15 protein-coding genes are annotated in these 24,577 nt (G+C 45.0%); 12 read left to right on the top strand and 3 right to left on the bottom strand.

Going from position 1 to position 24,577, the window contains the following annotated elements; all coding sequences use genetic code 11:
• Nucleotides 1-671 precede the first annotated feature (671 nt).
• The 5 genes from dnaA (at nt 672) to GKR61_RS11245 (ending at nt 9,952) form a co-directional block, all read left to right on the top strand.
• Nucleotides 672-2,063 (top strand): chromosomal replication initiator protein DnaA, encoded by a 1,392-nt coding sequence (gene dnaA, locus GKR61_RS11265; RefSeq protein ID WP_036950671.1) that lies wholly within the window; start codon nt 672-674, stop codon nt 2,061-2,063.
• 5 nt (nt 2,064-2,068) lie between these two features.
• Nucleotides 2,069-3,169, top strand: coding sequence for a DNA polymerase III subunit beta (dnaN, locus tag GKR61_RS11260; RefSeq protein ID WP_036950669.1), 1,101 nt, complete (start codon nt 2,069-2,071; stop codon nt 3,167-3,169).
• Between the two features lie 9 nt (nt 3,170-3,178).
• Nucleotides 3,179-4,273 (top strand): DNA replication/repair protein RecF, encoded by a 1,095-nt coding sequence (gene recF, locus GKR61_RS11255; RefSeq protein WP_036950667.1) that lies wholly within the window; start codon nt 3,179-3,181, stop codon nt 4,271-4,273.
• Nucleotides 4,274-4,291: 18 nt separating this feature from the next.
• Nucleotides 4,292-6,706: a DNA topoisomerase (ATP-hydrolyzing) subunit B gene (gene gyrB, locus GKR61_RS11250; protein ID WP_154639775.1), complete on the top strand. Its 2,415-nt coding sequence runs from the start codon at nt 4,292-4,294 to the stop codon at nt 6,704-6,706.
• 258 nt (nt 6,707-6,964) lie between these two features.
• Entirely contained in the window at nt 6,965-9,952 is a 2,988-nt protein-coding gene (locus GKR61_RS11245) for an autotransporter domain-containing protein (RefSeq protein ID WP_154639774.1), read from the top strand.
• Between the two features lie 97 nt (nt 9,953-10,049).
• Here GKR61_RS11245 and asd read toward each other — a convergent pair whose 3' ends face one another.
• A complete protein-coding gene (gene asd / locus GKR61_RS11240) occupies nt 10,050-11,156 on the bottom strand; it encodes an aspartate-semialdehyde dehydrogenase (protein WP_036950661.1) in 1,107 nt (368 codons plus the stop codon).
• A gap of 325 nt (nt 11,157-11,481) precedes the next feature.
• Between asd and GKR61_RS11235 the strand changes: the two genes are divergently transcribed.
• Complete coding sequence (locus GKR61_RS11235) at nt 11,482-12,666, top strand: MdtL family multidrug efflux MFS transporter (RefSeq protein ID WP_036950659.1); 1,185 nt, start codon at nt 11,482-11,484, stop codon at nt 12,664-12,666.
• A complete protein-coding gene (gene yidZ, locus GKR61_RS11230) occupies nt 12,659-13,624 on the top strand; it encodes an HTH-type transcriptional regulator YidZ (RefSeq protein WP_336426621.1) in 966 nt (321 codons plus the stop codon). Before GKR61_RS11235 ends, yidZ begins: the two co-directional genes overlap by 8 nt.
• 74 nt (nt 13,625-13,698) lie before the next feature.
• Here the strand turns inward: yidZ and ykgO are convergent, their stop codons facing one another.
• A complete protein-coding gene (gene ykgO / locus GKR61_RS11225; protein WP_006660624.1) occupies nt 13,699-13,824 on the bottom strand; it encodes a type B 50S ribosomal protein L36 in 126 nt (41 codons plus the stop codon).
• A gap of 211 nt (nt 13,825-14,035) precedes the next feature.
• On the opposite strand from ykgO, the gene nagK reads away from it, so the two are divergent.
• The 5 genes from nagK to GKR61_RS11200 all read left to right on the top strand — a co-directional run bounded on the left by nagK (nt 14,036) and on the right by GKR61_RS11200 (nt 23,927).
• Nucleotides 14,036-14,947, top strand: a complete 912-nt coding sequence (gene nagK, locus GKR61_RS11220; RefSeq protein ID WP_154639773.1) for an N-acetylglucosamine kinase — start codon at nt 14,036-14,038, stop codon at nt 14,945-14,947.
• Nucleotides 14,948-15,376: 429 nt separating this feature from the next.
• Nucleotides 15,377-16,015, top strand: coding sequence for an OB-fold-containig protein (locus GKR61_RS11215; RefSeq protein ID WP_036950652.1), 639 nt, complete (start codon nt 15,377-15,379; stop codon nt 16,013-16,015).
• 74 nt (nt 16,016-16,089) lie between these two features.
• A complete protein-coding gene (locus GKR61_RS11210) occupies nt 16,090-18,291 on the top strand; it encodes a flotillin family protein (RefSeq protein WP_036950649.1) in 2,202 nt (733 codons plus the stop codon).
• Nucleotides 18,292-18,411: 120 nt separating this feature from the next.
• Nucleotides 18,412-23,349 (top strand): DNA repair ATPase, encoded by a 4,938-nt coding sequence (locus GKR61_RS11205; RefSeq protein WP_154599600.1) that lies wholly within the window; start codon nt 18,412-18,414, stop codon nt 23,347-23,349.
• Entirely contained in the window at nt 23,349-23,927 is a 579-nt protein-coding gene (locus tag GKR61_RS11200; protein WP_154639772.1) for a rhomboid family intramembrane serine protease, read from the top strand. The genes GKR61_RS11205 and GKR61_RS11200 overlap by 1 nt, the downstream gene beginning before the upstream one ends.
• Here GKR61_RS11200 and GKR61_RS11195 read toward each other — a convergent pair.
• Nucleotides 23,911-24,573 (bottom strand): helix-turn-helix transcriptional regulator, encoded by a 663-nt coding sequence (locus GKR61_RS11195; protein ID WP_036950643.1) that lies wholly within the window; start codon nt 24,571-24,573, stop codon nt 23,911-23,913. The two genes, GKR61_RS11200 and GKR61_RS11195, sit on opposite strands and share 17 nt — an antisense overlap.
• Between the last annotated feature and the right edge of the window lie 4 nt (nt 24,574-24,577).

The following is a 24,577-nucleotide window of genomic DNA, read 5'->3' as shown; positions in this document are numbered from 1 at the left end:
GTCACGTCAATAAAATGACGTAATCAAACCACTTTTTATTTAAACCTGGCTGACCGGTTTGCCGATATGTGCCGTGACAAGCTACGTATGGAACTCATTTATGCTACCTTTTAGGCAAGTCTAACAGTTTAACTTTCAATCAACTCAAGCGTTTATTGACGTTACCCATAAAACCATGCTGCCTAAATTCATCATAAAAAGTGACATTCGCAGTGTACACAGGGAGGAAGATTATACGGACTCCTCCCTAAAGCGCAAGGATCTTAGCGGGATCCGAAAATATTTTTTGATCTTGGGAGATTATTTCTATATATAGGCTAAAGTTATCCCCAGACATGTGGAAAATTTGTCGTTGCCCGCGATCACCCAGCAAAATTCTCCCCTATCAGAGCCGCCTTATCACATTTGCCTGTGGATAAAAAGCATAAAAACTGTGTAAAAGAATGGAGATCTTGAGTGAATTTTGCGGTATGATCGCAGGTCTATTTCTGATCGGAGGATCAGGAATATGCTGTGGATAGATATGGTGAGTAAAAGTTAGTCAAACACCTTCTCTGGCCCCCTATTCTCTTAGTGACCACGAAAAGTGACTAATGGAATAGTTGCCAGTAAAAAAATTCTTAACGAAATCCGTAATTCTTGTTTCATTGACCTTGTTAGGGGAGTCCAACGTGTCACTTTCGCTTTGGCAGCAATGTCTTGCCCGATTGCAGGATGAACTACCTGCCACAGAATTCAGTATGTGGATACGCCCTCTTCAAGCTGAATTAAACGATAATACACTGGCACTGTATGCCCCGAATCGTTTCGTCCTTGATTGGGTGAGAGATAAGTACATCAATAATATCAATGAATTATTGAATGACTTTTGCGGTTCTGATGCCCCTGCTCTACACTTTGAAGTAGGCAATAAACCGATGACCATCGCGCCGGTGAGCCCTCAAGTACGCACTAATAATGAAATGCCTGCATTCGCAGCACCATCTGCACCAGTAAAGCCAAGTTGGGACAACTCAGCTAAAGTTCAACCAGACGTGTCATACCGTTCAAATGTGAACCCAAAACACACGTTTGATAACTTCGTTGAAGGTAAATCAAACCAACTGGCTCGCGCGGCAGCGAGGCAAGTTGCTGAAAACCCTGGCGGCGCTTATAACCCACTGTTCCTTTATGGTGGAACAGGTTTAGGTAAAACGCACTTATTACACGCCGTGGGTAATAGCATAATGCAGCACAAGGCCAACGCTCGCGTGGTCTATATGCATTCTGAACGATTTGTACAAGATATGGTCAAAGCATTGCAGAATAACGCCATTGAAGAATTCAAGCGCTATTACCGTTCTGTCGATGCCTTGCTGATTGATGATATTCAATTTTTTGCTAACAAAGAGCGTTCACAAGAAGAGTTTTTCCATACATTCAACGCCCTGCTTGAAGGCAATCAACAAATTATTTTGACCTCCGACCGTTATCCTAAAGAGATTAACGGCGTAGAAGATAGATTAAAGTCCCGTTTCGGCTGGGGTTTAACCGTTGCGATTGAACCACCTGAGTTAGAAACCCGTGTGGCTATTTTGATGAAAAAAGCCGATGAAAACGAAATCCAACTGCCCGGTGAAGTGGCATTTTTCATCGCAAAACGCTTACGTTCTAATGTGCGTGAGTTAGAAGGTGCATTAAACCGCGTTATTGCTAACGCGAATTTTACCGGTCGCGCTATCACTATCGATTTTGTTCGAGAAGCATTACGTGACCTATTAGCACTGCAAGAAAAGCTGGTAACTATTGATAATATTCAGAAAACTGTTGCTGAGTACTATAAAATCAAAGTCGCTGATTTACTTTCTAAACGTCGTTCTCGTTCTGTCGCTCGTCCGCGTCAGATGGCAATGGCACTGGCGAAAGAGCTGACAAACCATAGTTTACCTGAAATCGGGGATGCTTTTGGCGGTCGTGACCACACTACAGTGTTGCACGCTTGTCGTAAAATTGAACAATTACGAGAAGAAAGCCATGACATCAAAGAAGATTTTTCAAATCTAATCAGAACATTATCATCTTAATTGCTATGAAATTTATTATAGAACGCGAGCAGTTATTAAAACCGTTACAACAGGTTAGTGGCCCTTTAGGTGGACGTCCAACGTTGCCTATTTTAGGAAACCTTTTACTTCAGGTAAAAGAAGGTGCCCTGCAACTGACGGGAACCGACCTAGAAATGGAGATGATGGCCAATGTTCCGCTCACTCGTGAGCATGAAATTGGTGCCACCACGGTGCCTGCGCGCAAGTTTTTTGATATTTGGCGTGGTTTACCGGAAGGTTCTGAAATCCAAGTCGAGCTTAATGATGACCGACTGCTTGTGCGTTCTGGACGCAGCCGTTTCTCATTATCCACTTTACCTGCTGCTGACTTCCCGAACTTAGATGACTGGCAAAGCGAAGTCGAATTCTCTCTGCCTCAATCCATACTGAAACGTTTAATTGAAGCGACCCAGTTTTCAATGGCGCACCAAGACGTTCGTTATTACCTGAACGGCATGCTGTTTGAAACAGAAGGGCAAATGCTGAGAACTGTCTCCACAGACGGTCACCGCCTTGCAGTTTGCTCAATGGATATTGGTCAAGAATTGCCATCCCATTCTGTGATAGTACCTCGCAAAGGTGTCATGGAACTGATGCGCCTACTCGATGGTGGCGATGCGTTATTGCAGCTACAAATTGGTAGCAACAATATTCGTGCTCATGTTGGCGACTTTATCTTTACCTCTAAACTCGTTGACGGTCGCTTCCCTGACTACCGCCGCGTTCTGCCAAAAAATCCAGATAAAACCTTAGAAGCTCGCTGTGATTTGCTCAAACAAGCTTTCTCACGCGCAGCGATTTTATCTAACGAAAAATTCCGTGGCGTACGCTTATTCTTCAGTGAAAACCAATTACGCATCACGGCGAATAACCCTGAGCAGGAAGAAGCGGAAGAGATTGTTGATGTGAATTACCAAGGTGGTGAGATGGAAATTGGCTTTAACGTCAGTTACATCCTCGACGTCTTGAACGCGCTGAAAAGCGAAAATGTCACCCTGTTTTTAACGGATGCCGTTTCTAGCGTACAAATTGAAGACTCAGCAAGCCGCTCTGCGGTCTATGTTGTTATGCCAATGCGTTTGTAATCAGTCCGTATGATCCTTTCGCGTTTATTGATCCGCGATTTTCGTAATATAGAAGACGCCGATCTCTCCCTTGCAACTGGGTTCAATTTTTTAATTGGACCTAATGGGAGTGGCAAAACCAGTGTACTGGAAGCAATTTATACACTTGGTCATGGACGAGCCTTTCGCAGCATTCAGGCGAATAGAGTTATCCGTCATGACCAAGAACAATTTATTTTACATGGTAAACTGGGACACTCAGACACCGAACGTAAAACATTGTCGCTGGGTTTGAGTAAAAACCGCGAAGGCGACAGCAAAGTCCGAATTGATGGCACCGACGGGCATAAAATTGCGGAACTCGCAAAGTTATTGCCAATGCAGCTCATTACCCCTGAAGGGTTTACCTTGCTGAATGGCGGTCCAAAATATCGACGTGCGTTTATCGATTGGGGATGCTTTCATAATGAAGCCCTCTTTTTTTCAACGTGGTCGGACTTAAAACGTTTGTTAAAGCAGCGGAATGCGGCTTTACGACAAGTGACTCGTTATGAGCAAATTCGCCATTGGGATCAGCAACTCGCCCCAATTTCCGAACAAATTAGCCAATGGCGCGGCGAGTATATTGCAGGTATCGCAGAAAATATTGAGCAAACCTGCAAACAATTTTTACCCGAATTTTCACTCTCAGTCTCTTTCCAGCGTGGTTGGGACAAAGAAATTGATTATTCAGAACAGTTAGAGCGGCAGTTTGAGCGCGATAGAGCGTTAACCTACACCGCATCGGGGCCACATAAAGCTGACCTGCGAATTCGAGCCAATGGCATTCCCGTTGAAGATATGCTCTCTCGCGGTCAACTGAAATTATTAATGTGTGCACTCAGGTTAGCGCAGGGTGAATATTTCACCCAACAGAGCGGGCAACAATGCCTGTATCTACTGGATGATTTTGCTTCAGAACTTGATTCTGGTCGCCGGCAATTATTAGCGGCTCGACTCAAAGCTACGCAAGCACAAGTGTTTGTAAGTGCTATTACACCGGCGCAAGTCAATGATATGATTGATGCCAACAGTAAGATGTTTAGTGTAGAGCAAGGCAAAATAGAAGTTCAACCTCAGGAATAGAAAGAGCAGGAAACGTTGATGTCGAATACATATGACTCCTCAAGTATCAAGGTATTAAAAGGACTGGATGCGGTGCGTAAGCGCCCGGGCATGTATATCGGTGATACCGACGATGGAACAGGTCTTCATCACATGGTCTTCGAGGTTGTGGATAACGCTATCGATGAAGCCTTAGCAGGTTTCTGTGACGATATCGTCATCACTATCCATGCCGATAACTCCGTCTCTGTCCAAGATGATGGACGTGGTATCCCTACGGGCATCCACGAAGAAGAAGGTGTCTCCGCTGCAGAAGTCATCATGACTGTTCTGCATGCTGGCGGTAAATTTGACGACAACTCCTATAAAGTTTCCGGTGGTCTGCACGGTGTAGGTGTTTCGGTTGTTAACGCCTTATCTGAAAAACTTGAATTAGTGATCCGCCGTGATGGTAAAGTCCACGAGCAAGTGTACAAGCACGGGGAGCCACAAGGTCCTCTGACTGTGGTTGGTGAAACTGACCAAACAGGGACTCGCGTACGTTTCTGGCCAAGCATGGATACCTTCAAAGGTGTCACCGAATTCGAATACGACATTCTGGCAAAACGCTTACGTGAACTTTCATTCCTAAACTCAGGAGTTTCCATCCGTTTAATTGATAAACGTGATGGCAAAGAAGACCATTTCCACTATGAAGGTGGGATCAAAGCATTCGTTGAGTACCTGAGCCGTAACAAAACCCCAATCCACCCATCCGTATTCTATTTCTCCACTGAGAAAGACGGCATCGGCGTGGAAGTTTCCATGCAATGGAACGATGGTTTCCAAGAGAATGTTTACTGCTTTACCAACAACATTCCTCAGCGCGACGGCGGTACCCACTTAGCGGGCTTCCGTGCTGCGATGACCCGTACCCTGAACAACTACATGGAAAAAGAAGGCTACCAGAAGAAAAGCAAAGTCAACGCAACAGGTGACGATGCTCGTGAAGGCTTAATTGCCGTTATTTCTGTGAAAGTGCCAGATCCAAAATTCTCTTCTCAGACCAAAGAAAAACTCGTTTCTTCAGAAGTAAAAACTGCTGTAGAAACCATGATGAATGAGAAGCTAGTTGAATATTTATTAGAAAATCCAAACGACGCTAAAATCGTTGTTGGAAAAATCATTGATGCTGCTCGTGCACGTGAAGCTGCACGTAAAGCGCGTGAAATGACCCGCCGTAAAGGGGCATTAGATTTAGCAGGCTTGCCGGGTAAACTGGCAGACTGCCAAGAACGTGACCCAGCATTATCTGAACTGTACTTGGTGGAAGGGGACTCTGCGGGCGGCTCTGCAAAACAAGGTCGTAACCGTAAGAACCAAGCAATTTTGCCACTGAAAGGTAAAATCCTAAACGTGGAAAAAGCGCGTTTCGATAAAATGCTCTCTTCCCAAGAAGTTGCAACACTGATCACCGCATTAGGCTGTGGTATTGGTCGTGATGAATATAACCCAGATAAACTGCGTTATCACAGCATCATTATCATGACGGATGCCGATGTCGATGGTTCGCACATTCGTACGTTACTGTTGACCTTCTTCTACCGTCAAATGCCAGAAATCGTTGAACGTGGTCACATCTTTATTGCTCAGCCGCCACTGTATAAAGTAAAACGCGGTAAACAAGAGCAATACATTAAAGACGACGAAGCGATGGACGACTATCTGATCTCTATCGCGCTGGATGGCGCTGAGCTGCACTTAAGCGCAGAAGCCCCAGCAATGAAAGGCGAACAACTGGAAAAACTGGTTGTTGAATACAATGCTGCACACCGTATTATCCGCCGTCTTGAGCACTTATATCCACAAGCGCTGCTGAACAGCTTAGTGTATCAATCCACACTGACTGAAGAAGCACTGAAAGATAGCGCGCAAGTTGAAGAGTGGGCAAAAACCTTAGTGGCACGTTTAGAAGAGAACGAGCAAGCGGGTAGCTCTTACAGCTATATCATTCATGAAAACCGCGAGCGTCAACTATTCGAACCAACTATTCGTATCCGTACCCATGGTGTTGATAGCGACTACAACCTCGATTTCGACTTCGTTCATGGTAGCGAATACCGCCGTATCACCGAATTAGGTGACATCATCGGTGGATTAATCGAAGAAGGCGCTTATATTCAACGTGGTGAACGTCGCCAGAATATCGACAACTTCGAGCAAGCATTAGATTGGTTAAGCCGTGAATCTCGTCGTGGTTTATCCGTACAGCGTTATAAAGGTCTTGGTGAAATGAACCCAGAACAACTTTGGGAAACCACCATGAACCCTGAAACTCGCCGCATGATGCGTGTAACGGTCAAAGATGCCATTGCAACTGACCAGCTGTTCACTACCCTGATGGGGGATGCGGTTGAACCTCGCCGTGCCTTTATCGAAGAGAACGCCTTAAAAGCCGCGAACATCGATATTTAATCGATTTTCCAGAGAAGTTATTAAATAACCCTATACTTCGGTATGGGGTTATTTTTTTATTTAATTTTAATCTTAAGCATCTATTTATTATTAATTCCAATTCAAATTTAATTAAATAAAATGACTAATTGAATTTCATTAATAGAATGAAGAATAAAAATAAAGTTTGTCTCATTTGATTTTTAATTTATAGAAAATAAAAATTACCGCATTAAGATGAAATAGATTTTACCCTTTCTAAAAATCTATAGGTCTATAATGAACAAAATAACTCCTGCTGTATCGCTCAGTTTATTTGCTCTATTTAATACCCAGATTACCTTTGCAAACTCAGATTATATCGATGCCAGTAAATTCATCATTGATCAGCGAAATCAGCGATTTGACGAACTAAAAAACCAAATCATCCCGCCGTACCCAGCCCCGCAGTCTCAAGCGGCGCAATGGGATAAAGACGTTAGCCAGCAAGCAACGCAATTAACAGGAAAGCGCAAAAAGAACGCTGAAAAAGATAAACAAAGCACACCAGAATATCTTTTTAACATTTACCTAGAATACGTATTTAATAAAAAAGGGTTTAATTATAATGATTTTAAACAAATTAAAGCCTATAACCGTTTAAATAATTTATTCCATTTAGCCACCTTTGCAGATGACCCAATTCAAAACCGAGCTCGCTCAATGGATTTTATTCTCAAAGACTATTATTTACGTGGTCGCCCAAATCAAGTTCTCGATGATAAAGGCGAATATCTCCTAAACTATGTCGATATTACAGGCTCTTCTTACCCAAGCGGACATACTTGGAATGGATTTAAACAAGCGGCTGTATTTGCCACAATTTTTCCAGAAAAAGGAGCTCAATTTTTTGATAGAGCCATCGGCTACGGGGAAAGCCGTGTGATTGTCGGCGCACATTTCCCAACCGATACCATTGCCTCGCGCGCCGCCAATTATTATCTTCTCGCCCATTTACTGAAAGAGGATAAAACCGCCAATGCACTGATTAGCCAAGCCAAAGAAGTACGCCAAGAACTGAACACTCAATGCACCATCAATGAAAAAAAATGCAAACCACCGATAGGCTCACTTCCCTCTTTTAATGAAAACCTAGGTTATTACGCTAAGCAAAGTGAGCAGCCATCTCAGGCACTTCGCGTTGATCAAGTCCCTGCTGACGCCGCGTATTTGCTACGCTCTCGCTTTGCCTATCTTAATAAATCTCAATGGCAGCAAATTATTGCAGGCACCGCCTATCCCACTAACTCTTTAGCGGGCTGGGAAGCTAAACAAAATCAACCCGAAAGCCACTGGGGGCTGATTAACTTACCGAAAGCCTATAAAGGGCCTACGCATTTCGCTGAAGATTGGGTCGTCAATCAACGGGTAACTCAAGACGACGTTGCAAACGTCGGCATTACCGATATTTGGAGTAATAACATCGATGGCAAAGGGCGGTTAATCAAACAAGGGGAAGGCTCATTAACCTTAGCTGGAATTAACCATTTTGCAGGGCTTGAAATACAGCAAGGCCGTGTGGTTTTAGTACAAGAAAACCACTTAACAGGCCCCGTCAATGTCAAGGGTGGAAAGCTTGAGGTCAAAGACATCCTACATGCGCCAGTCAACGTCACCAATGGCACATTACAGCTCACTCACAGCATTAAAAATACAGTGACATTAAACCAAGGAGCCCAATTTATAGCTTCTGGCTCGGTTGATGACTTAGTGGTTAATAGCGGTGCTATCTTAACCCCTGGAGATAATCTTAAAGACCCAACACGGCGTATGACGGTGAATAATACTGCTACCTTCCAACCCGGCAGTGCATTCCATGTGAGTCTTCAAACAACACACACACAGGAATTTGATGCCCTACATGCTGGCGGTACTGTGACTATTAACGGCGGTAAGGTCAAAGTGTTCTTCGCTGAAGAATCACCGCCATTCAATGAACGTATACCAAATGAAGATGAAATTCAGGGGCGATTTCGAACCGAATACAACATTATTCGCACCCCCAATATCCAAGGGAAATTTGATAGCATCGAACCTAACTACCTGTTTATTGGTACTACATTGAATTATGGTACTGATCCTCGCTCCCCCTCGATGAAACTGGTTACACTCAATGTCGGTCGTAGTGAGCTGGCTTTTGATTCATTTGCAAAAACGCCAAACCAAACCGCCATCGCTCACGTCCTTGAAGATCTTCCATTGAATAACACCCTGTATAAACGCTTAATTCTCAGCAAAACCACAGCAGGGGTTTACGACCTTCTTCACACTCTATCCCCACAAATTCATATCGATACCCTAGCTAGCCAATTGAATAACCATCGCCAATATCACGGTACGCTGCTGCAACAAACTCGCGTATCGGAAAACATCGTCAAAGAGCGTGGAGATAACCGTGGCAATGTGTGGGTAAATATTCCCTACCATTGGGACAGAACCCAAAGCGATGGAAATGCTTCCGGCTTTACAAACAGCAATTATGGCGTGTTCTTAGGGGCTGATAAGCATTTCTTCAATGATGACGTTATCTTTGGAATGAGCACCGGTTTTACCAAAAATTCCGTCTCTGGCGGAGTTGGTCATAGCCATAGTAACAACTATTATTTAGCCGCTTACGGTTCCCTGCAATTGGCACCAATCACCTTACGCGCAGGGCTTGGACACACATGGCACACCATCAAGACCGATAGAACAGTCACTTCATCCATTTATTCCGATCACAATACCGCCGACTACAAAGGCAAAACCAACCACCTGTTTATAGAAGCGGCTTATCCGTGGAAATCGGCATTCATCAACGCCGAACCGTTTGCAAACTTTGCCTTTACCAATGCCGAAAGCCATGGATTTAAAGAAAAAGGGGAAAAAGCCTCGCTGGTGACAGGTCGCCAATCCCTCGATGCCACGACCACAACGCTGGGAATACGTTTAGATAACCAATGGAAAGTGGGTAATACATCCTCAATCGATGTACACGGGGAATTCGGCTGGCGGCATCAATATGACAAGCGGGAGCGTGAAATGGCTTTCCGATTCGCCCACCGAGACCTGCTTGCACCACCGCTTAACTATCGGGGGATTAATGCGCCGAAAAATGGCATGGCTATCAAACTGGGTTCCAGCCTTCAGCTGACAGACAATTTCAAACTATCCATGGATTACAGCCAATTTACTGCTAAGGGGTATTTAGAAAATAATCTTGATGCCAAATTGTTAGTGTCGTTTTAATTCATCAATACCGCAAACATTAGCATAATAAAAAATGGCACCGGAGCGTTTAATCACTCTGGTGCCATACCTATTTCTGCCTGTTAAGAGAAGCGAACTACAGCAGAATTCTCAACATACGGCGCAAAGGCTCCGCAGCCCCCCACAGTAACTGATCGCCCACGGTAAAGGCTGAGAGGTACTCAGGACCCATATTCAACTTACGCAGACGCCCTACTGGCGTGCTCAGAGTACCCGTCACTGCCGCAGGAGTCAGTTCACGCATCGTGATTTCACGGTCATTCGGTACCACTTTCACCCACTCATTATGGGAAGCCAGTAATTGCTCCACTTCGTTCAGTGGCACATCTTTTTTCAGTTTCAGCGTGAACGCTTGGCTATGGCAGCGTAATGCACCCACACGAACACATAAGCCATCAACCGGAATAATATTGCTGCCTGTTGCCAGAATTTTGTTGGTTTCCGCCTGCCCTTTCCACTCTTCACGGCTTTGACCATTTTCTAACGCTTTATCAATCCACGGGATCAAACTGCCCGCTAGCGGAACACCGAACGCATCCGTAGGCATGGAACCACTGCGCGTAAAGTCTGTGACTTTTTTCTCGATTTCTAAGATAGCTGATGCCGGGTTTTGCAGCTCTTTCGCCACTTGTGCGTGTAAAGAACCCATTTGTGACAACAGCTCACGCATATTGCGTGCACCCGCACCGGATGCTGCTTGATACGTAGCCACGGAAGCCCACTCAACCAAGTCATTCGCAAACAGACCGCCCAACGACATCAGCATTAAACTCACCGTACAGTTACCGCCGACGAAGGTCTTAATGCCTTTATTTAAGCCGTCTTGGATATGCTGATGGTTCACTGGGTCTAAAATAATAATCGCATCGTCTTTCATACGCAGTGCAGACGCGGCATCAATCCAGTAACCTTTCCAGCCCGCTTCACGTAATTTTGGATACACTTCATTGGTATAATCGCCGCCTTGGCAGCTAATAATAATATCCAGTGCGCTCAGTGCATCGATATCAAATGCATCTTGCAACGTGCTGCGATGACCACCAAAAACAGGCGCCTCAGCCCCATGCTGGGAGGTGGTAAAAAAGACCGGGTGAATAACGTTAAAATCCCCTTCTTCTACCATTCTTTGCATCAATACGGAGCCGACCATTCCGCGCCAGCCAATAAACCCTACATTTTTCATTCTCTTCACCCTGTCTGTTTACATACATCACCCAAAAAATTTCTATCCTCGACTTTCACTTTGCCAATCGAAGCTGGAAATTTTTCGGAAAGATAAAATTCAGAAATCATCAATCAACCGTATTAAACGTGACAAAATATGAACCAGTGTGCAAGTGAATTTCATCACTAATAGCAAGAAGATTAGTAATGACGCTAATAATTAGTAAAAACTTATTGGTTGATAATTTCCATTTTGGAAAATACTATTTTCCAATTAATCCATACATTCCATCATTCAACCCCATTAAGATTAGCGAGTTAATCCTCACAAAGTAGCGTATCTCATGACCAAATATGTCCTTTTCAGTTTCTGGATCGTCCTTATCTATCCTTTGGGCGTTGACCTCCATTTAACCGGTATTCCTTATATTGCCGCCGATTTAAATGCCAATGAAAGCCAGCTCCATGTGGCATTTTCTATCTATTTAGCGGGTATGGCATCCACCATGTTAATTGCCGGATGGTGTGCCGATCATATTGGTCGAAAACCTGTCGTTTTAGTCGGTACGATGGTATTTGCCATCGCCTCTGTGATCGCCGGAAATGCCACCGCCATTGATACCTTCTTAGTATCGCGATTCTTTCAAGGGATTGGCGCAGGTTTCTGTTATGTCGTGACCTTCGCTATTTTGCGTGATGTACTGACACCGCAGCGCCGCACCAAAGTGCTCGCCGCAATGAATGGTGTGACCTGCATCGCGCCCGTGTTAGCGCCTGTCATTGGATTTGCCATTTTGCTGATTCACCATTGGTCGGTGATGTTCTACTTTATGGCGGGTTATGCGGTTATCAGTATGCTATTTTGCTTAATCTCAATTAAAGAAACTAAGCCTTCTTCAGCATCACCAGCTATGCAATCGAATGCCCAACCAGTCACAGAAGAAAAGCTATTTAGCACCTTCTTTGTCACGCGCTTGATTATTTCCTGCTTCGGCATGGGCGTGATCCTGACTTACGTGAACGTCGCCCCAATTATCTTGATGGAAAACCTCGGTTTCACAACCGGCCAATACTCTACCGCCATGACCTTACTGGCGATGGTGAGTATGGGAACCTCATTCTTGATGCCAAAACTGATTTCGACATTTAATAGCCATACCTTGCTCAACACAGCCCTAAGCCTGTTTCTAGTTAATGGCATCCTGCTCTTCATCTATCTGCTGGCTCTCCCACATTTGGCGCTGCTGTACATCGTCTTCGCCTTCTGCGGTATTGGTTTCTCAATGCAGTTTGGCATCATTATGAGCCAAGCACTGTCACCATTTGCCCAAAAAGCGGGTATTGCCAGTTCTGTATTGGCCATCTCACAATTAAGCTGCGCCTCAGCGTATATTTGGGTGATGGGTGTGATGGGCGTTCCATCAATCAGTATGTTGTTAATTATCTTGCTTGCGGCGGGAATGATTGGCATGGTGTTGCTAAGAGTGCCCACCACGCAAGTCAACCAACAGGTCGCTACATGTGAATAAGCAACTGCATCGATTAGACTTAAATTTACTGGTTATTCTGCAATATCTGGTGGAAGAGCGCAGTGTTAGTCTCGCAGCTAAACGCCTTGCAATCACCCCATCATCGGTCAGTAAGTCGTTGTCTAAACTGCGCCAATGGTTTGATGACCCTCTATTTATCCGCAGCCCACAAGGGCTGCTTCCTACCCCACTCATGCTACGCATTGAAAAATCACTGCCTGAGTTTTTAAATCTCTCACACTATATTGCTGAAATTCGTGATACCGAGAAACCACGAGGCATGAATTTCCGCTTAATGATGGAAGCACCGTTAAACTTAATCATGCTCCATGATTTATCCCTGAATATCCTCAATCAATATCCAGAATCCGAGGTCATTGTACGAGATTGGGATTATAACTCGTTGGCAGCACTGATTGCGGGGGATGCCGATATTGGGTTAGTCGGTCGTGAAAGTTTTCATTTATCTAGAGAGTCGATAAGCCAACTACCCGATATTCTAAATTTCGAAGTGTTATTCACCGATAAACCTCTGGCGTTTATCCGCAGTGACCACCCCATTTTGCAAGAAGAATGGACGTTGGCAAATTACTTGAAATATCCCCATATCAGCACTGAATTTGGCAACCGTATTCCGTGGGCGCTCGATGATTTACTGGAAACCATGGGGTTACATCGCCAAATCCATTTATCCTTTTCGACCTTTGAACAATCCCTCTTAATGGCTTCTCGCCCCGACCATAACCTTATTACAAGCTCCCCGGGCTATTGCCAACACTATGTTAATGATTTTAACCTTGATTTAGTCTGCCTTCCTCTTCCTGTTGATGACATTCTCTACCAGCAGCTCGAAATCCCTTTTTTGATGCTGTGGCACAAACGTAATTCCTATAACTCAAAAACCTTATGGTTAAGAGAGCAGATCAAAAACAGTACGCTTGAGTTTGTAACAATATAAAAAAACGCCATGGTAAGGAGTATGAATTGCCACGGCGAAAGCAAGGATGCGAAGAAACAGAGAATAACGGAATACTAACCTTGAACGGCTTTGAAACGAGGATTGGTTTTACAAATTACGTAGATACGACCACGACGACGCACAACTTGGCAATCAGGATGGCGCTGCTTAGCGGTTTTTAATGAGCTGAGGACTTTCACGGTAACTCCCAATAACTATTTAATGTAAATAAAATACAATGTAATGTTATAATATTACACTCATGGGATATGACAATAATCGAATTAAAATCATCCCGCAATCATTTTTTGGGAAACTTTTGTATACTTAAGCCATTACTGACTCTCTGTCATTATTTATCAAATAGATACATTTCTATTTAATGAAATAGACCAATTTGAGGAAGATGAAATGTATTACGGCTTTGACATGGGCGGCACCAAAATTGAATTAGCAGTGTTCGACCAAGCGCTCAATCAAGTGTGGCAAAAACGTGTTCCAACCCCCAAAGATGACTATCTCGCGTTGCTCAATGCTTTTCGTGATTTAACGGCTGAAGCCGATGCGCAGTTTAACTGCCAAGGTAAAATTGGCATTGGTGTTCCGGGGATCGTCAATCACGCAGAAGGCGTGGTATTTACGACCAATGTCCCAAGCGCACAATACAAACCTTTCATTCATGACCTAACCAAGCTGTTAAATCGCCCCGTTAGAGTTGAAAATGATGCCAACTGCTTTGCCTTATCAGAAGCGTGGGATCCTGAATTCAAGCGTTACCCTAGCGTGTTAGGTTTGATTCTGGGCACTGGTGTTGGTGGCGGTTTCGTCATCAACGGCAAGGTCTTATCAGGGAAAAATGGCATTGCTGGGGAAATCGGACACATGAACATGAGTGTTCGTGCTGCAAAATATCTCGGGGACACCGTACCTGAAATTGTCTGTGGTTGCGGTCAAACAGCCTGTTTTGAAACCTACCTTTCAGGCCCCGGTTTCGAACGTATTTATGCCGCATTTACCGGTGAGAAACGCTCTGCTATCGAGATTATTGAACGTTATCACAACGGTGACATCGCTGCGAAACAGCATGTTGAACGCTATATGATGGTGCTGGCGATGTTTATGGGGCAAGTTATTACTGTCTTTGACCCTGACTTAGTGGTGATTGGCGGCGGCTTGTCACAATTTGATGAAATTTATCGCCTATTACCGGAAATAGTACCTCAATATCTTTATGGTATTGCGAAAATGCCCGTTATCGAAAAAGCCCGTTATGGTGCCTCTGGTGGTGCCCGTGGTGCTGCATTTTTGAACCTGGTCGATTAATTTTCCGCACTCATTAATACCCGTACTTAATGTCCGCAAACTGCTCTTTCCGCACATTATTCCGCAATCGCATCTCTACTCTTTCGACTTATCGAGAGTAGAGATGACCAATACCTCAAAATCACCAAAATATAATTGAGAATAATTATCATCTTTGTTATTTTTAATTAAATTGGCTAATAATCAACAAGTTAAATCTTTTTTCTTTTTCAGATTAACAACAGAAAATTAACCATAAAAATCAGCGAGATAATCTAGAAACTAGACTTAGACTAGTCCTATGTTGTTAACGCGAAAAGAGCTTATGATTAACGTGGTTTTGCTCATTTTTAGATAAATTCGCGATAAAAACACAGTTAAAGGCCATACACGTAACAGACAGATACCCGCTAAAGTCACATTCAGCCACTTAACTAAAGAGAAAAATAAATGAATTTGTTTTTAGAAAATTGCTTGGCTTTCCCGACCATTATCTTTAGCGGTTTACTGATTATTGTCCTGTTTTACTGGCTTTGTGCCGCTTTTGGTCTGTTAGATATTGATTTATTTAATATCGATACCGAATTAGATGCTGACGGCCTCGATCTCACTGGCTTTGCCGGCTGGCTGACAAAACTTGGTTTAGCCGGAATTCCCGTCACCATTATCTTGACGCTATTCACCCTCTTCGGCTGGCTGATTAGTTACTTTGCTGCGCATTTATTCCTACGCTTTATTGATATGACCTTGCTGCGTTACGCCGTTGGAGTCACGTCGCTAGTGATCACCGCCTTTATTTCCCTGCACTTAACCGCCATTTGCCTAAAACCCATCCGTAGCCGACTGGTTAATATTAATAAACCCAAAACGGTTCATCAGCTAATGGGAAAATTGGCAACCGTGCGCTCAGGGACTGTCACAGAACAAAATGGGGAAGCCACCTTAGAAGATGGCGGTGCGGGGCTGATTTTGCAGGTTAGAGCACCTAGCGCCGAAAATATTAAACGCGGGGATCGCGTCGTTATCATCAGTTATGACCCTCAATCCCACAGTTACCAAATTGTCACCGAGAACGAATTCAGGCAGTAAACACAAAAAATAAACTACCTACTTTGCTAATTAATAAAGAATGACGACATCGTCAGAACCCATGGAGAAGAAATATGGATTTGGCTGAATACATGCCTTTTTTAACGGTTGTTGGGGGAGTGATCATCATCATTCTTGGGTTCTTTGGTTTATTTAAAGCCTTCTACATCAAAGTCCCTCAAGGTACCGCTCTGATTGTCAACGACATGTCGTCACAACCAAAAGTGCATTTCACGGGTGCGTTAGTGTATCCCGTTATCTACAAGAAAGAGTTTATGCGCATTTCGCTGCTGACGCTGGAAGTGGATCGCCGTGGTAAAGACGGCTTAATTTGCCAAGATAATTTACGTGCAGATATCACTGTTGCCTTCTATCTGCGTGTTAATGAAACCACTGAAGACGTATTAAAAGTAGCAAAAGCCATCGGTGTTGAGCGCGCCTCTGACCATCAAGCCGTCAGCGCCCTATTCAGCGCTAAATTCTCTGAAGCCCTGAAAACGGTTGGTAAGCAATTAGAATTAGCCAAACTGTTTGAAGACCGTCAAAGCTTCCGTGACCGTATTGTTGATGTGATTGGTAAAGACCTTAATGGTTACGCGCTAGAAGACGTAGCAATCGACTATTTAGAACAAACGCCGAAATCTGCCCTCGATCCGAATAATATTTTCGACTCCGAAGGTATTCGCAAAATCACTGAAATTACCGCTATCCACAATATCGAAACTAACCAAAAAGAGCGCGACCAAGAGTTAGCTATCAAAAAGAAAAACGTGGAAACCCGCGAAGCGAGCTTAGCATTAGAGCGCCAACAAGCCGACGCTGAAGCCCGTCAAAAACGTGAAATTGATAATATCCGTGCACGAGAACAAGCTGAAACCCTACGCGTTCAAGAAGAAGAGCGCCTCAAGTCAGAGCAAGCGCGTATTCAAACTCAGCAAGAAATTGAAATTCGTGAAGAAAACCGCATGCGTGAAGTGGAAGTGGCTCAACAGAACCGCACCCGCGCCGTGGCTATCGAAGAAGAGCGTGTCAACCGTGCTCGCGAGCTAGAAATTGTCGCCCGTGAACGTGAAGTTGAGCTGCAACGTATTGAAAAAGAAAAAGCGCTAGAAGAAGAACGTAAAAACATCTCTAACGTGATCCGCGAACGTGTTGCCGTCGAAAAAACCGTCGCGCAGGAAGAGGAACGTATCAAGGAAGTCCGCGAAATTTCAGAAGCTGAGCGTATGAAGCAAGTCACCGTGATCAACGCCCAAGCGGAAGCTGAAGAAGCCTTAGTCCGCCAGGTGAAAAAAGCCGAAGCCGATGAAGCAAGTGCCAAGCACCGTGCAGAAGAAATCAGCACTATGGCACAAGCAGAACTGGAAGCTTCCGCCAAACAAGCTGAAGCCAAAAAACGCTTAGCGGAAGGGATTGAAGCAGAACATGCAGCATTAGGCTTAGCAGAAGCCCGTGTTCGCCAAGCCACTGCCGAAGCTGAAGAGAAAGAAGGTCTGGTTCAAGCCAATATCACCGCGGAAAAACTGTTAGCCGAAGCTCGTGGTCTGAAAGAAAAAGGCTTAACCGAAGCGCAAGTGATGGAAGCTAAAGCGAACGCCGAACGCCAGCAAGGTTTTGCCGAAGCGAAAATTCTGGAAGAAAAATTGGCAGCGCAGGCTCGTGGTGAAGAACAACAAGCCAACGCGAAAGAAAAACTGGGCTTGGCAGATGCAAAAGTCTTGGAAGAAAAACTGGCAGCCCAAGCTCGCGGTGAAGGTCAATTAGGGGCAGCGCAAGCCGAAGTGATTCGCCAGCGTCTGAAAGCGGAAGCTGACGGTCTGACTGATAAATTCCAATCTATGGATCACCTCAGTGATACGGCTCGTTCACATGAAGAGTTCCGTATGCGCCTTGAGAAAGAGTTCGAGCAATCCATGGCATCCATTGAAGCGAATAAAGAAATTGCTCGCGAGCAAGCGGATGTCCTGGCTGCGGCACTGAGCAAAACCAACATCGAAATTGTGGGCGGTGATGGCGACTTCTTTAACACCTTCTCCAAAGCGCTGAGCTTGGGTAAAGCCGTTGATGGGTTTATGGATAAAAGTAGCTTTGCCAAAGATAACCTTGAAAAGTTAGTCAATCGAGTCACAGAAGAGAAGAAAATTGATATCGCGTCCTTACTGCAACACCCTGAAGTCAAAGATTTAATCAATGGTTTTATGGCTGCAAAAAGCGCACCACAAACAGCGAAAAACATCGTGAACAAACCTGTGTCTTACGATGATAACCAAAGCTAATTTATCAATATTCAGGCTTTTCAAGTAAGTTTTATACCTCATCCCGCCAAGTTGCAGCACATAGGCAACTTGGCGGTTTATGAGCGTATCTTTTTTTAAGACCAAGGAAATTCGTTAAACATGTCAGAAACCCAAGATGTGAATCGCGAACAGGAAATTCTCGACAGTGCCGTCGCGGAAGGTGGTGCGTACGAAATATTACGCAAGCGCTTAACCGAACAAGGGCAGCAACTTCACCAAAAAGCAGCTCAACTCAACGACAGCCGGTTGACTGAATTTGGTCAAAGCCAGATGGACATTATCGGGCGTATCCGTATTCGTACCGAAAATAACTGCCAAGCAAGGGACATTGTCCGTGTCGGTGACTGGCTGCTATTTGGCTATAACGTTTTTCTGGGTCTGAAAAAAGAAACTCACATTGAAGATGTTTTTTCCTTATATCAACTCACTGAAAATGAAGGTGATTTTGATGTAATCTCTGTCCCTTACGAAGAGACATTCCTCAATGATACGCGCTTTGTTCAGGATTTTACTGAGCTATATACCTATTACAAAAACACGCAATTACTGCAATTGGTCGAGCGTGATGGCAAGCTGTTAGCCAGCTTCCAAATTGGTGATCGGTTAACCGACGTGCGTGTTTTCCGCTGGTCAATTTCCAGCGATAAATCCCGCATCGAATACATCGATAACCGGGGTGAACGTGATATCGCCCTACCCCCCACCAATGATTTCGAATGGGTACGTACTACGCGGGAAAATACCGTTAATGGACGCTATCCTCACATTAATATTCTCGATACCGTCTTTGTGGAAACCATCGGCGGCGACCTAACCATCAAATGTGAAAATAATACCGAAGATGGGTTGGGCATATACCGCGAAGCGGTACTCGATAAAAACCAATCCCTCGATGACGCCCAAATTGAATATGCTCAGACTGGCAGCCTAATTTTACTCAAAATCTTGCCATACCGCGAAGAGAGCTGGCGCTATCTGGTTTACAACATTCTGAATCAAACCGTTCACCGTATTGATGCCATCGGGCAAGCGTGCGTGCAGTTGCCGGAAGATCACGGAATTATCTTCCCAGGGGGTTACTACCTGCAAAACGGGGAGTACAAAACCTTCGAGCAACCAATGGATGGCATGCGTTTTCGTCGTCTGCGCCGCTCACCCAACGGGGAAGATGTGCTGTATGTGTTTTATTCCCCGAACCAAGGTCGTATCGCCCTTTTCAATTACAATTTAATTGAACGTAAACTTGCCGTACCATTAATCGGTCATGGTTATGCCATGCTCGAAGATGGCAAAATGGTGCTGTTCGAAGGGGAAGGTGACGAAGCCACTCGCGTTCACCCTATGCAGGTGTGGCAAACCCCATTCTATTCTGACGAATTTGCCGATAAGCAGCCGCCACGGGGTGGGTTTCTTGGGCGTATCGGTAATGCCGATTTAGTCCGCGGGATCTCCGAAATTCTCCATGTCGCCAAAGAGATTGAAGGCAACCAAGTTTCCGTTTCCCGCTATGAACAGCTCAGCCAGCAACCTAAAAACTTGCTGGATATTTTCTATTGGTTTAATGACGACCAATGCTTAGGTATTGGCAAACTCTTAAAAGAGATCGCCCAAACCAGTGAGTTGGTACTCGACGAATACGAGAAAGTCGAAAGCATCCGCCAGCAATCCGTCAAATCAATGAATGAAGCGGTCACTCGCCAACGCTCCTTACTGTCCCTCACATTGCCTGAAGGATGGACAGATATTCAACAATTTGTAGATGGGCTAAACGCCTTAAATGCCCAACAAGGGCATCTGATTTCATTGCGAGAATTCCGCTATATGGATCTCACAAAACTCAGTGAGATGGAAAATGAAATCACCGAAGCACAGCAACGCGTTTCCCAAGGCACTGCGCAATTTCTTGCCAGCGACAAAGCTCTGCAACCGTTTAAAACTCAGCTCGCGACCTTTGAAGAGTTAATTGAAAAAGCACAAACCAGCGCGCAGTTAGATGTCCCAATGAATGACATGGAAAAAATGTCAGCGGATTTGGACATGCTCTCTAATTTAATGGCTTCATTGAGTTTTGATGATGTCACCTTACAGACACATATCATCGATGCCATTTCGCACATTTATGCCCAGTTAAACCAGTCCCGCGCCCGTTTGCAGCAAAAACGTAAATCTCAAACTAGCATTGAGAGCGTGGCGCAATTTGGGGCGCAGTTCCGCCTATTTAGCCAAGGTATCACCAACGCATTATCCCTCGCGACTGACCCAGAACGTTGTGATGATCAGTTATCCCGATTACTGGTTCAGTTAGAAGAGCTAGAAAGTCAGTTTAGCCATCACGATGAATTTCTTGATGATATTCTGGCAAAACGCGAAGAATTACTGGAAACGTTTGAATCCCATAAACAAATCCTGATTGATGACCGCCAGCGCCGTTCGCAGAATTTATTAACGGCCGCCGACCGCTTATTAGAAAGCCTTCAACGCCGTACTGTACGCTTGCAAAACCAAGATGAACTGAATGCGTTTTTTGCTACCGACCCGCTCGCACAAAAAACCCGTGAAATCATCGAGAAACTACGAGAAATCAACGATAACGTCAAAGCTGACGATATCGATGCCAGACTCAAAGCCTCTCGTGACCAAGCCATTCGCATTTTGCGGGATAAAACCGATATCTTTGAAGATGGCGGCAACATTATTAAGCTGGGTCGCCACCGTTTCAGTGTTAACACCCAAGAGCTTGACCTGACTATCTTGCCAAAAGATAACCAGCTGTGGGTATACCTCACCGGAACGGATTTCCAAGAACCCATTGAGAACGCCGAACTTGCACAGTTGCAGCCTTATTGGACAGCCAACCTCGAATCCGAATCTGATACCGTTTATCGCGCTGAATACCTCGCGTATTCCATCATTTATGCCGCAGCAAAACGCCAAGATGGTTTGAATTTCGATACCCTAAAAAGTACGCTGTCTGCCCCTGAAAAAATCGACAAACTGGTGCGTGATTTTGCGGCTCCACGCTACAAAGAAGGCTACGAAAAAGGGATCCACGACCACGACGCTATCGCGATATTGAAAAAGCTGATCCCGATTGGTGAAAGCGCGGATTTACTGCGTTTCAACCCAACAGCTCGCGCCATTGCGGCGATTTTTTGGCATCACATTCAAAGCAACAAATACCCTGCCCAATGGCCAGAACGAGCCAGAACCGCGATGAATATCCGCCAGCTATTCAATAACGATGATGCCCTTTTAGATCTTCAAGCGGAGATCGAGGCAGATGTCAGCTTATTCCTACAAGATAATCCAATTAATTGCCAAGCTCATGAGCAAGCTCAAGCTGCGGAATACCTCAGTTTTGCGTTAGCCAGAACGCCGATTGAATTGGTGTACAGCAAATATGCGCGGGACTTAGTGGCAGCACTACAAACGCGCTTAGAAGAAGCCCATATGTGGCTGGATTTCAATCATTCACAGCAAAACCTTGGCACTCGCTATGCTCAGCGCTGGGCGCTGTTGCAAAATTGGCTGCAAGGGCTGTGTTCGATTGACGAATTTGCACATTTACGTCCATACATTCCAGGCGCCATCGCCATTATTATCTTAGATAAAATGGCATCGGCACGTTATAGCGAAGCCGATTTATACTTTAAAGTTACTGGATTACTGGGGGATCACCCGACAATCCACAACCAAACTCTCTCGTTAAGTTTGGATGACTTTTTCAGTCGAATGCGCGAACAGCGCAAGCAATTTATTCCAGCCTTCCGTCAATACCAAGCACTGCGTCAGCGCATTGTGAGTGAAGAGCGCAGCCGCCTAAAACTTCATGAGTTCAAAGCTAAGCCACTGAGCTCATTTGTGCGTAACAAGCTGATCAATGACGTCTATTTACCGATTATCGGTGACAACATGGCGAAGCAAATTGGCGCTCTAGGCGAAAACAAGCGTACCGATTTAATGGGCTTGTTACTGATGATCTCCCCGCCAGGTTACGGTAAAACGACCCTGATGGAGTACGCGGCTGACCGCCTTGGTTTGATCTTTATGAAGATTAATGGTCCTGCGCTTGGGCATGATGTGCTGTCCCTCGACCCAGAGCAAGCCCCGAATGCTACCGCCAGACAAGAGCTGGAAAAACTAAACCTCGCCCTCGAAATGGGCAACAACGTGATGCTGTATGTGGATGATATTCAACATACTCACCCTGAATTTTTACAGAAATTTATCTCCCTGTGTGATGGAACCCGTCGCATCGAAGGGGTATGGAAAGACAAAACCAAAACCTACGATATGCGCGGTAAAAAATTCTGTGTTGTCATGGCGGGTAACCCGTATACCGAATCTGGCGAAGTGTTCCGTATCCCTGATATGCTCGCCAACCGTGCGGATATTTATAACCTGGGTGAAGTGCTCGGTGGGATGGATGATGCCTTTGCATTGAGCTACATAGAAAACAGCCTGACCTCAAACCCAGTATTAGCACCGTTGGCGCTGCGCGATTTAAATGATTTGTATTTGCTGGTGGATAAAGCCATGGGCAAATCAGTCTCCACTAATGCACTCAGCTACCCGTATTCCGATGCGGAAGTAAATGAAATTACTGCGGTTATTTCCCGATTACTCAGCCTGCGCGATGTGGTTCTGAAGGTAAACCAGCAATATATTGCCAGTGCCGCACAGTCCGATAAATATCGAACCGAGCCGGCATTCCGCCTGCAAGGCAGCTACCGAAATATGAACAAGCTCAGCGAGAAAGTCTCTTCCGTTATGAATGATGATGAATTAGAGAGATTGCTGGATGACCATTATCTTGGGGAAGCGCAATTATTAACGACAGGTGCTGAAGAGAACTTATTGAAGCTGGCAGAATTACGCGGAAGGCTGAATGAGAAAGATGCAGCACGCTGGCAGCAAATCAAGAAAGATTTCTTGCGTAACAAAGCATTAGGTGGTGATAATGCCGATGTGGGCGACCGCGTTGTGACTCAGCTCGCCCAACTGGTTGAAAGCGTACAATCTCTCGGACATCGATAATGCAAACTTGGCTAAGCCCGCGAATTAAATTACTGATTACCCTTGCGGGTTTGCTGATCACTATTCAAATCGCCAATAGTTTAAGTGGCTACGCGCTTGTTGGGTTCGGCATCCAACCAAGAACACTGCACGGGCTGGTGGGGATTATCTTCGCCCCTCTGATCCACGGTGATTGGGCACATCTTCTGAGTAATCTGCCGCCATTACTGGTTTTAAGCGCCCTGCTGCTGCATGATTCCATTCGAAAATATGCTTATGCCAGCGCGTTTATTATTGTGGTTGGCGGCTTGATTGTCTGGCTAGTGGGCAGAAATGCGCTACACATTGGCGCTAGCGGCTGGATTTTTGGGCTTTGGGGCTTATTGATTGCCCAAGGTTTTTTCCGCCGAAAACTGTTAGATATCATTATTGCCCTGTTAGTACTGTTCTATTTTGGCGCGATGGCGAGCGGGTTATTGCCTGTTCATCAACAAATATCGACAGAATCCCATATTGCCGACGCCATCGCCGGAATTACCTATGCGTGGTTAGCCAATAAAAAATTAAAAGCGACGCCGCCGACTACCCTTTCAAAGTAACCCGATATACACAGCGCCCTGCACCATCAAGCAGGTATTGCTCCCGTTCTACATTCACCTGTTCCCCTAATACTTCGCGAAATAGTGCCAATTCAGAACGGCAAAAGTTTTGGCACGCGGTTGCCGCCGCGCAGATAGGGCAATGGTTTTCGATAAATAACCAGCTATCGCCTTCCTGCTCAACCTTCGCCATATAGCCCTCTTCGCTACGAACCTCGGCGAGTGCAGCTAAACATTGTTCTAATGGCAGCCCTTGGCAGCGCCCTAAATATTTACTGCGACTTTCCGCTTCTCGCTGTTCAATCAGCTTTTCTAACCCCTCATCACCAAAAATGGTTTTCACTGAATCAATGAGCTGCAAAGCGAGTTGAGCATGGGTATCGGGAAAACGTTGATGTCCCAGTTCCGTTAATACCCAATTTTGCCGAGGACGCCCAGCGCCAGATTGTGCGGTGCATTGAACTCCTTCCACCAGACCCAGTGACGTTAATTTATGGATATGCTGGCGTGCTGCTTCCCCCGTTAAACCCAGGTCATGGGCAATCACTGCTGTGGAAACGGGTCCTTTGGTTTTGATGCAAAACAGCACCTTATCCACTGCTTGAGTGAGATTTAGATTATCAAAGTATTTACTTGCTTTATTCATAGTG

The sequence above is a fragment of the Providencia sp. wls1916 genome, from assembly GCF_009706585.1.
GTDB classification, from domain to species: domain Bacteria; phylum Pseudomonadota; class Gammaproteobacteria; order Enterobacterales; family Enterobacteriaceae; genus Providencia; species Providencia lanzhouensis.
Note: the sequence above shows the minus strand (reverse complement) of the source record. Positions and strands in the feature narration are given on the sequence as shown.

What these genes read in the sequence shown, in the direction of transcription:
- dnaN (WP_036950669.1), top strand. Translation starts at nt 2,069, where the DNA reads ATGAAATTTATTATAGAACGCGAGCAGTTATTAAAACCGTTACAACAG.
- recF (WP_036950667.1), top strand. Translation starts at nt 3,179, where the DNA reads ATGATCCTTTCGCGTTTATTGATCCGCGATTTTCGTAATATAGAAGAC.
- gyrB (WP_154639775.1), top strand. Translation starts at nt 4,292, where the DNA reads ATGTCGAATACATATGACTCCTCAAGTATCAAGGTATTAAAAGGACTG.
- GKR61_RS11245 (WP_154639774.1), top strand. Translation starts at nt 6,965, where the DNA reads ATGAACAAAATAACTCCTGCTGTATCGCTCAGTTTATTTGCTCTATTT.
- asd (WP_036950661.1), bottom strand. Translation starts at nt 11,156, where the DNA reads ATGAAAAATGTAGGGTTTATTGGCTGGCGCGGAATGGTCGGCTCCGTA.
- GKR61_RS11235 (WP_036950659.1), top strand. Translation starts at nt 11,482, where the DNA reads ATGACCAAATATGTCCTTTTCAGTTTCTGGATCGTCCTTATCTATCCT.
- nagK (WP_154639773.1), top strand. Translation starts at nt 14,036, where the DNA reads ATGTATTACGGCTTTGACATGGGCGGCACCAAAATTGAATTAGCAGTG.
- GKR61_RS11215 (WP_036950652.1), top strand. Translation starts at nt 15,377, where the DNA reads ATGAATTTGTTTTTAGAAAATTGCTTGGCTTTCCCGACCATTATCTTT.
- GKR61_RS11210 (WP_036950649.1), top strand. Translation starts at nt 16,090, where the DNA reads ATGGATTTGGCTGAATACATGCCTTTTTTAACGGTTGTTGGGGGAGTG.
- GKR61_RS11205 (WP_154599600.1), top strand. Translation starts at nt 18,412, where the DNA reads ATGTCAGAAACCCAAGATGTGAATCGCGAACAGGAAATTCTCGACAGT.
- GKR61_RS11200 (WP_154639772.1), top strand. Translation starts at nt 23,349, where the DNA reads ATGCAAACTTGGCTAAGCCCGCGAATTAAATTACTGATTACCCTTGCG.
- GKR61_RS11195 (WP_036950643.1), bottom strand. Translation starts at nt 24,573, where the DNA reads ATGAATAAAGCAAGTAAATACTTTGATAATCTAAATCTCACTCAAGCA.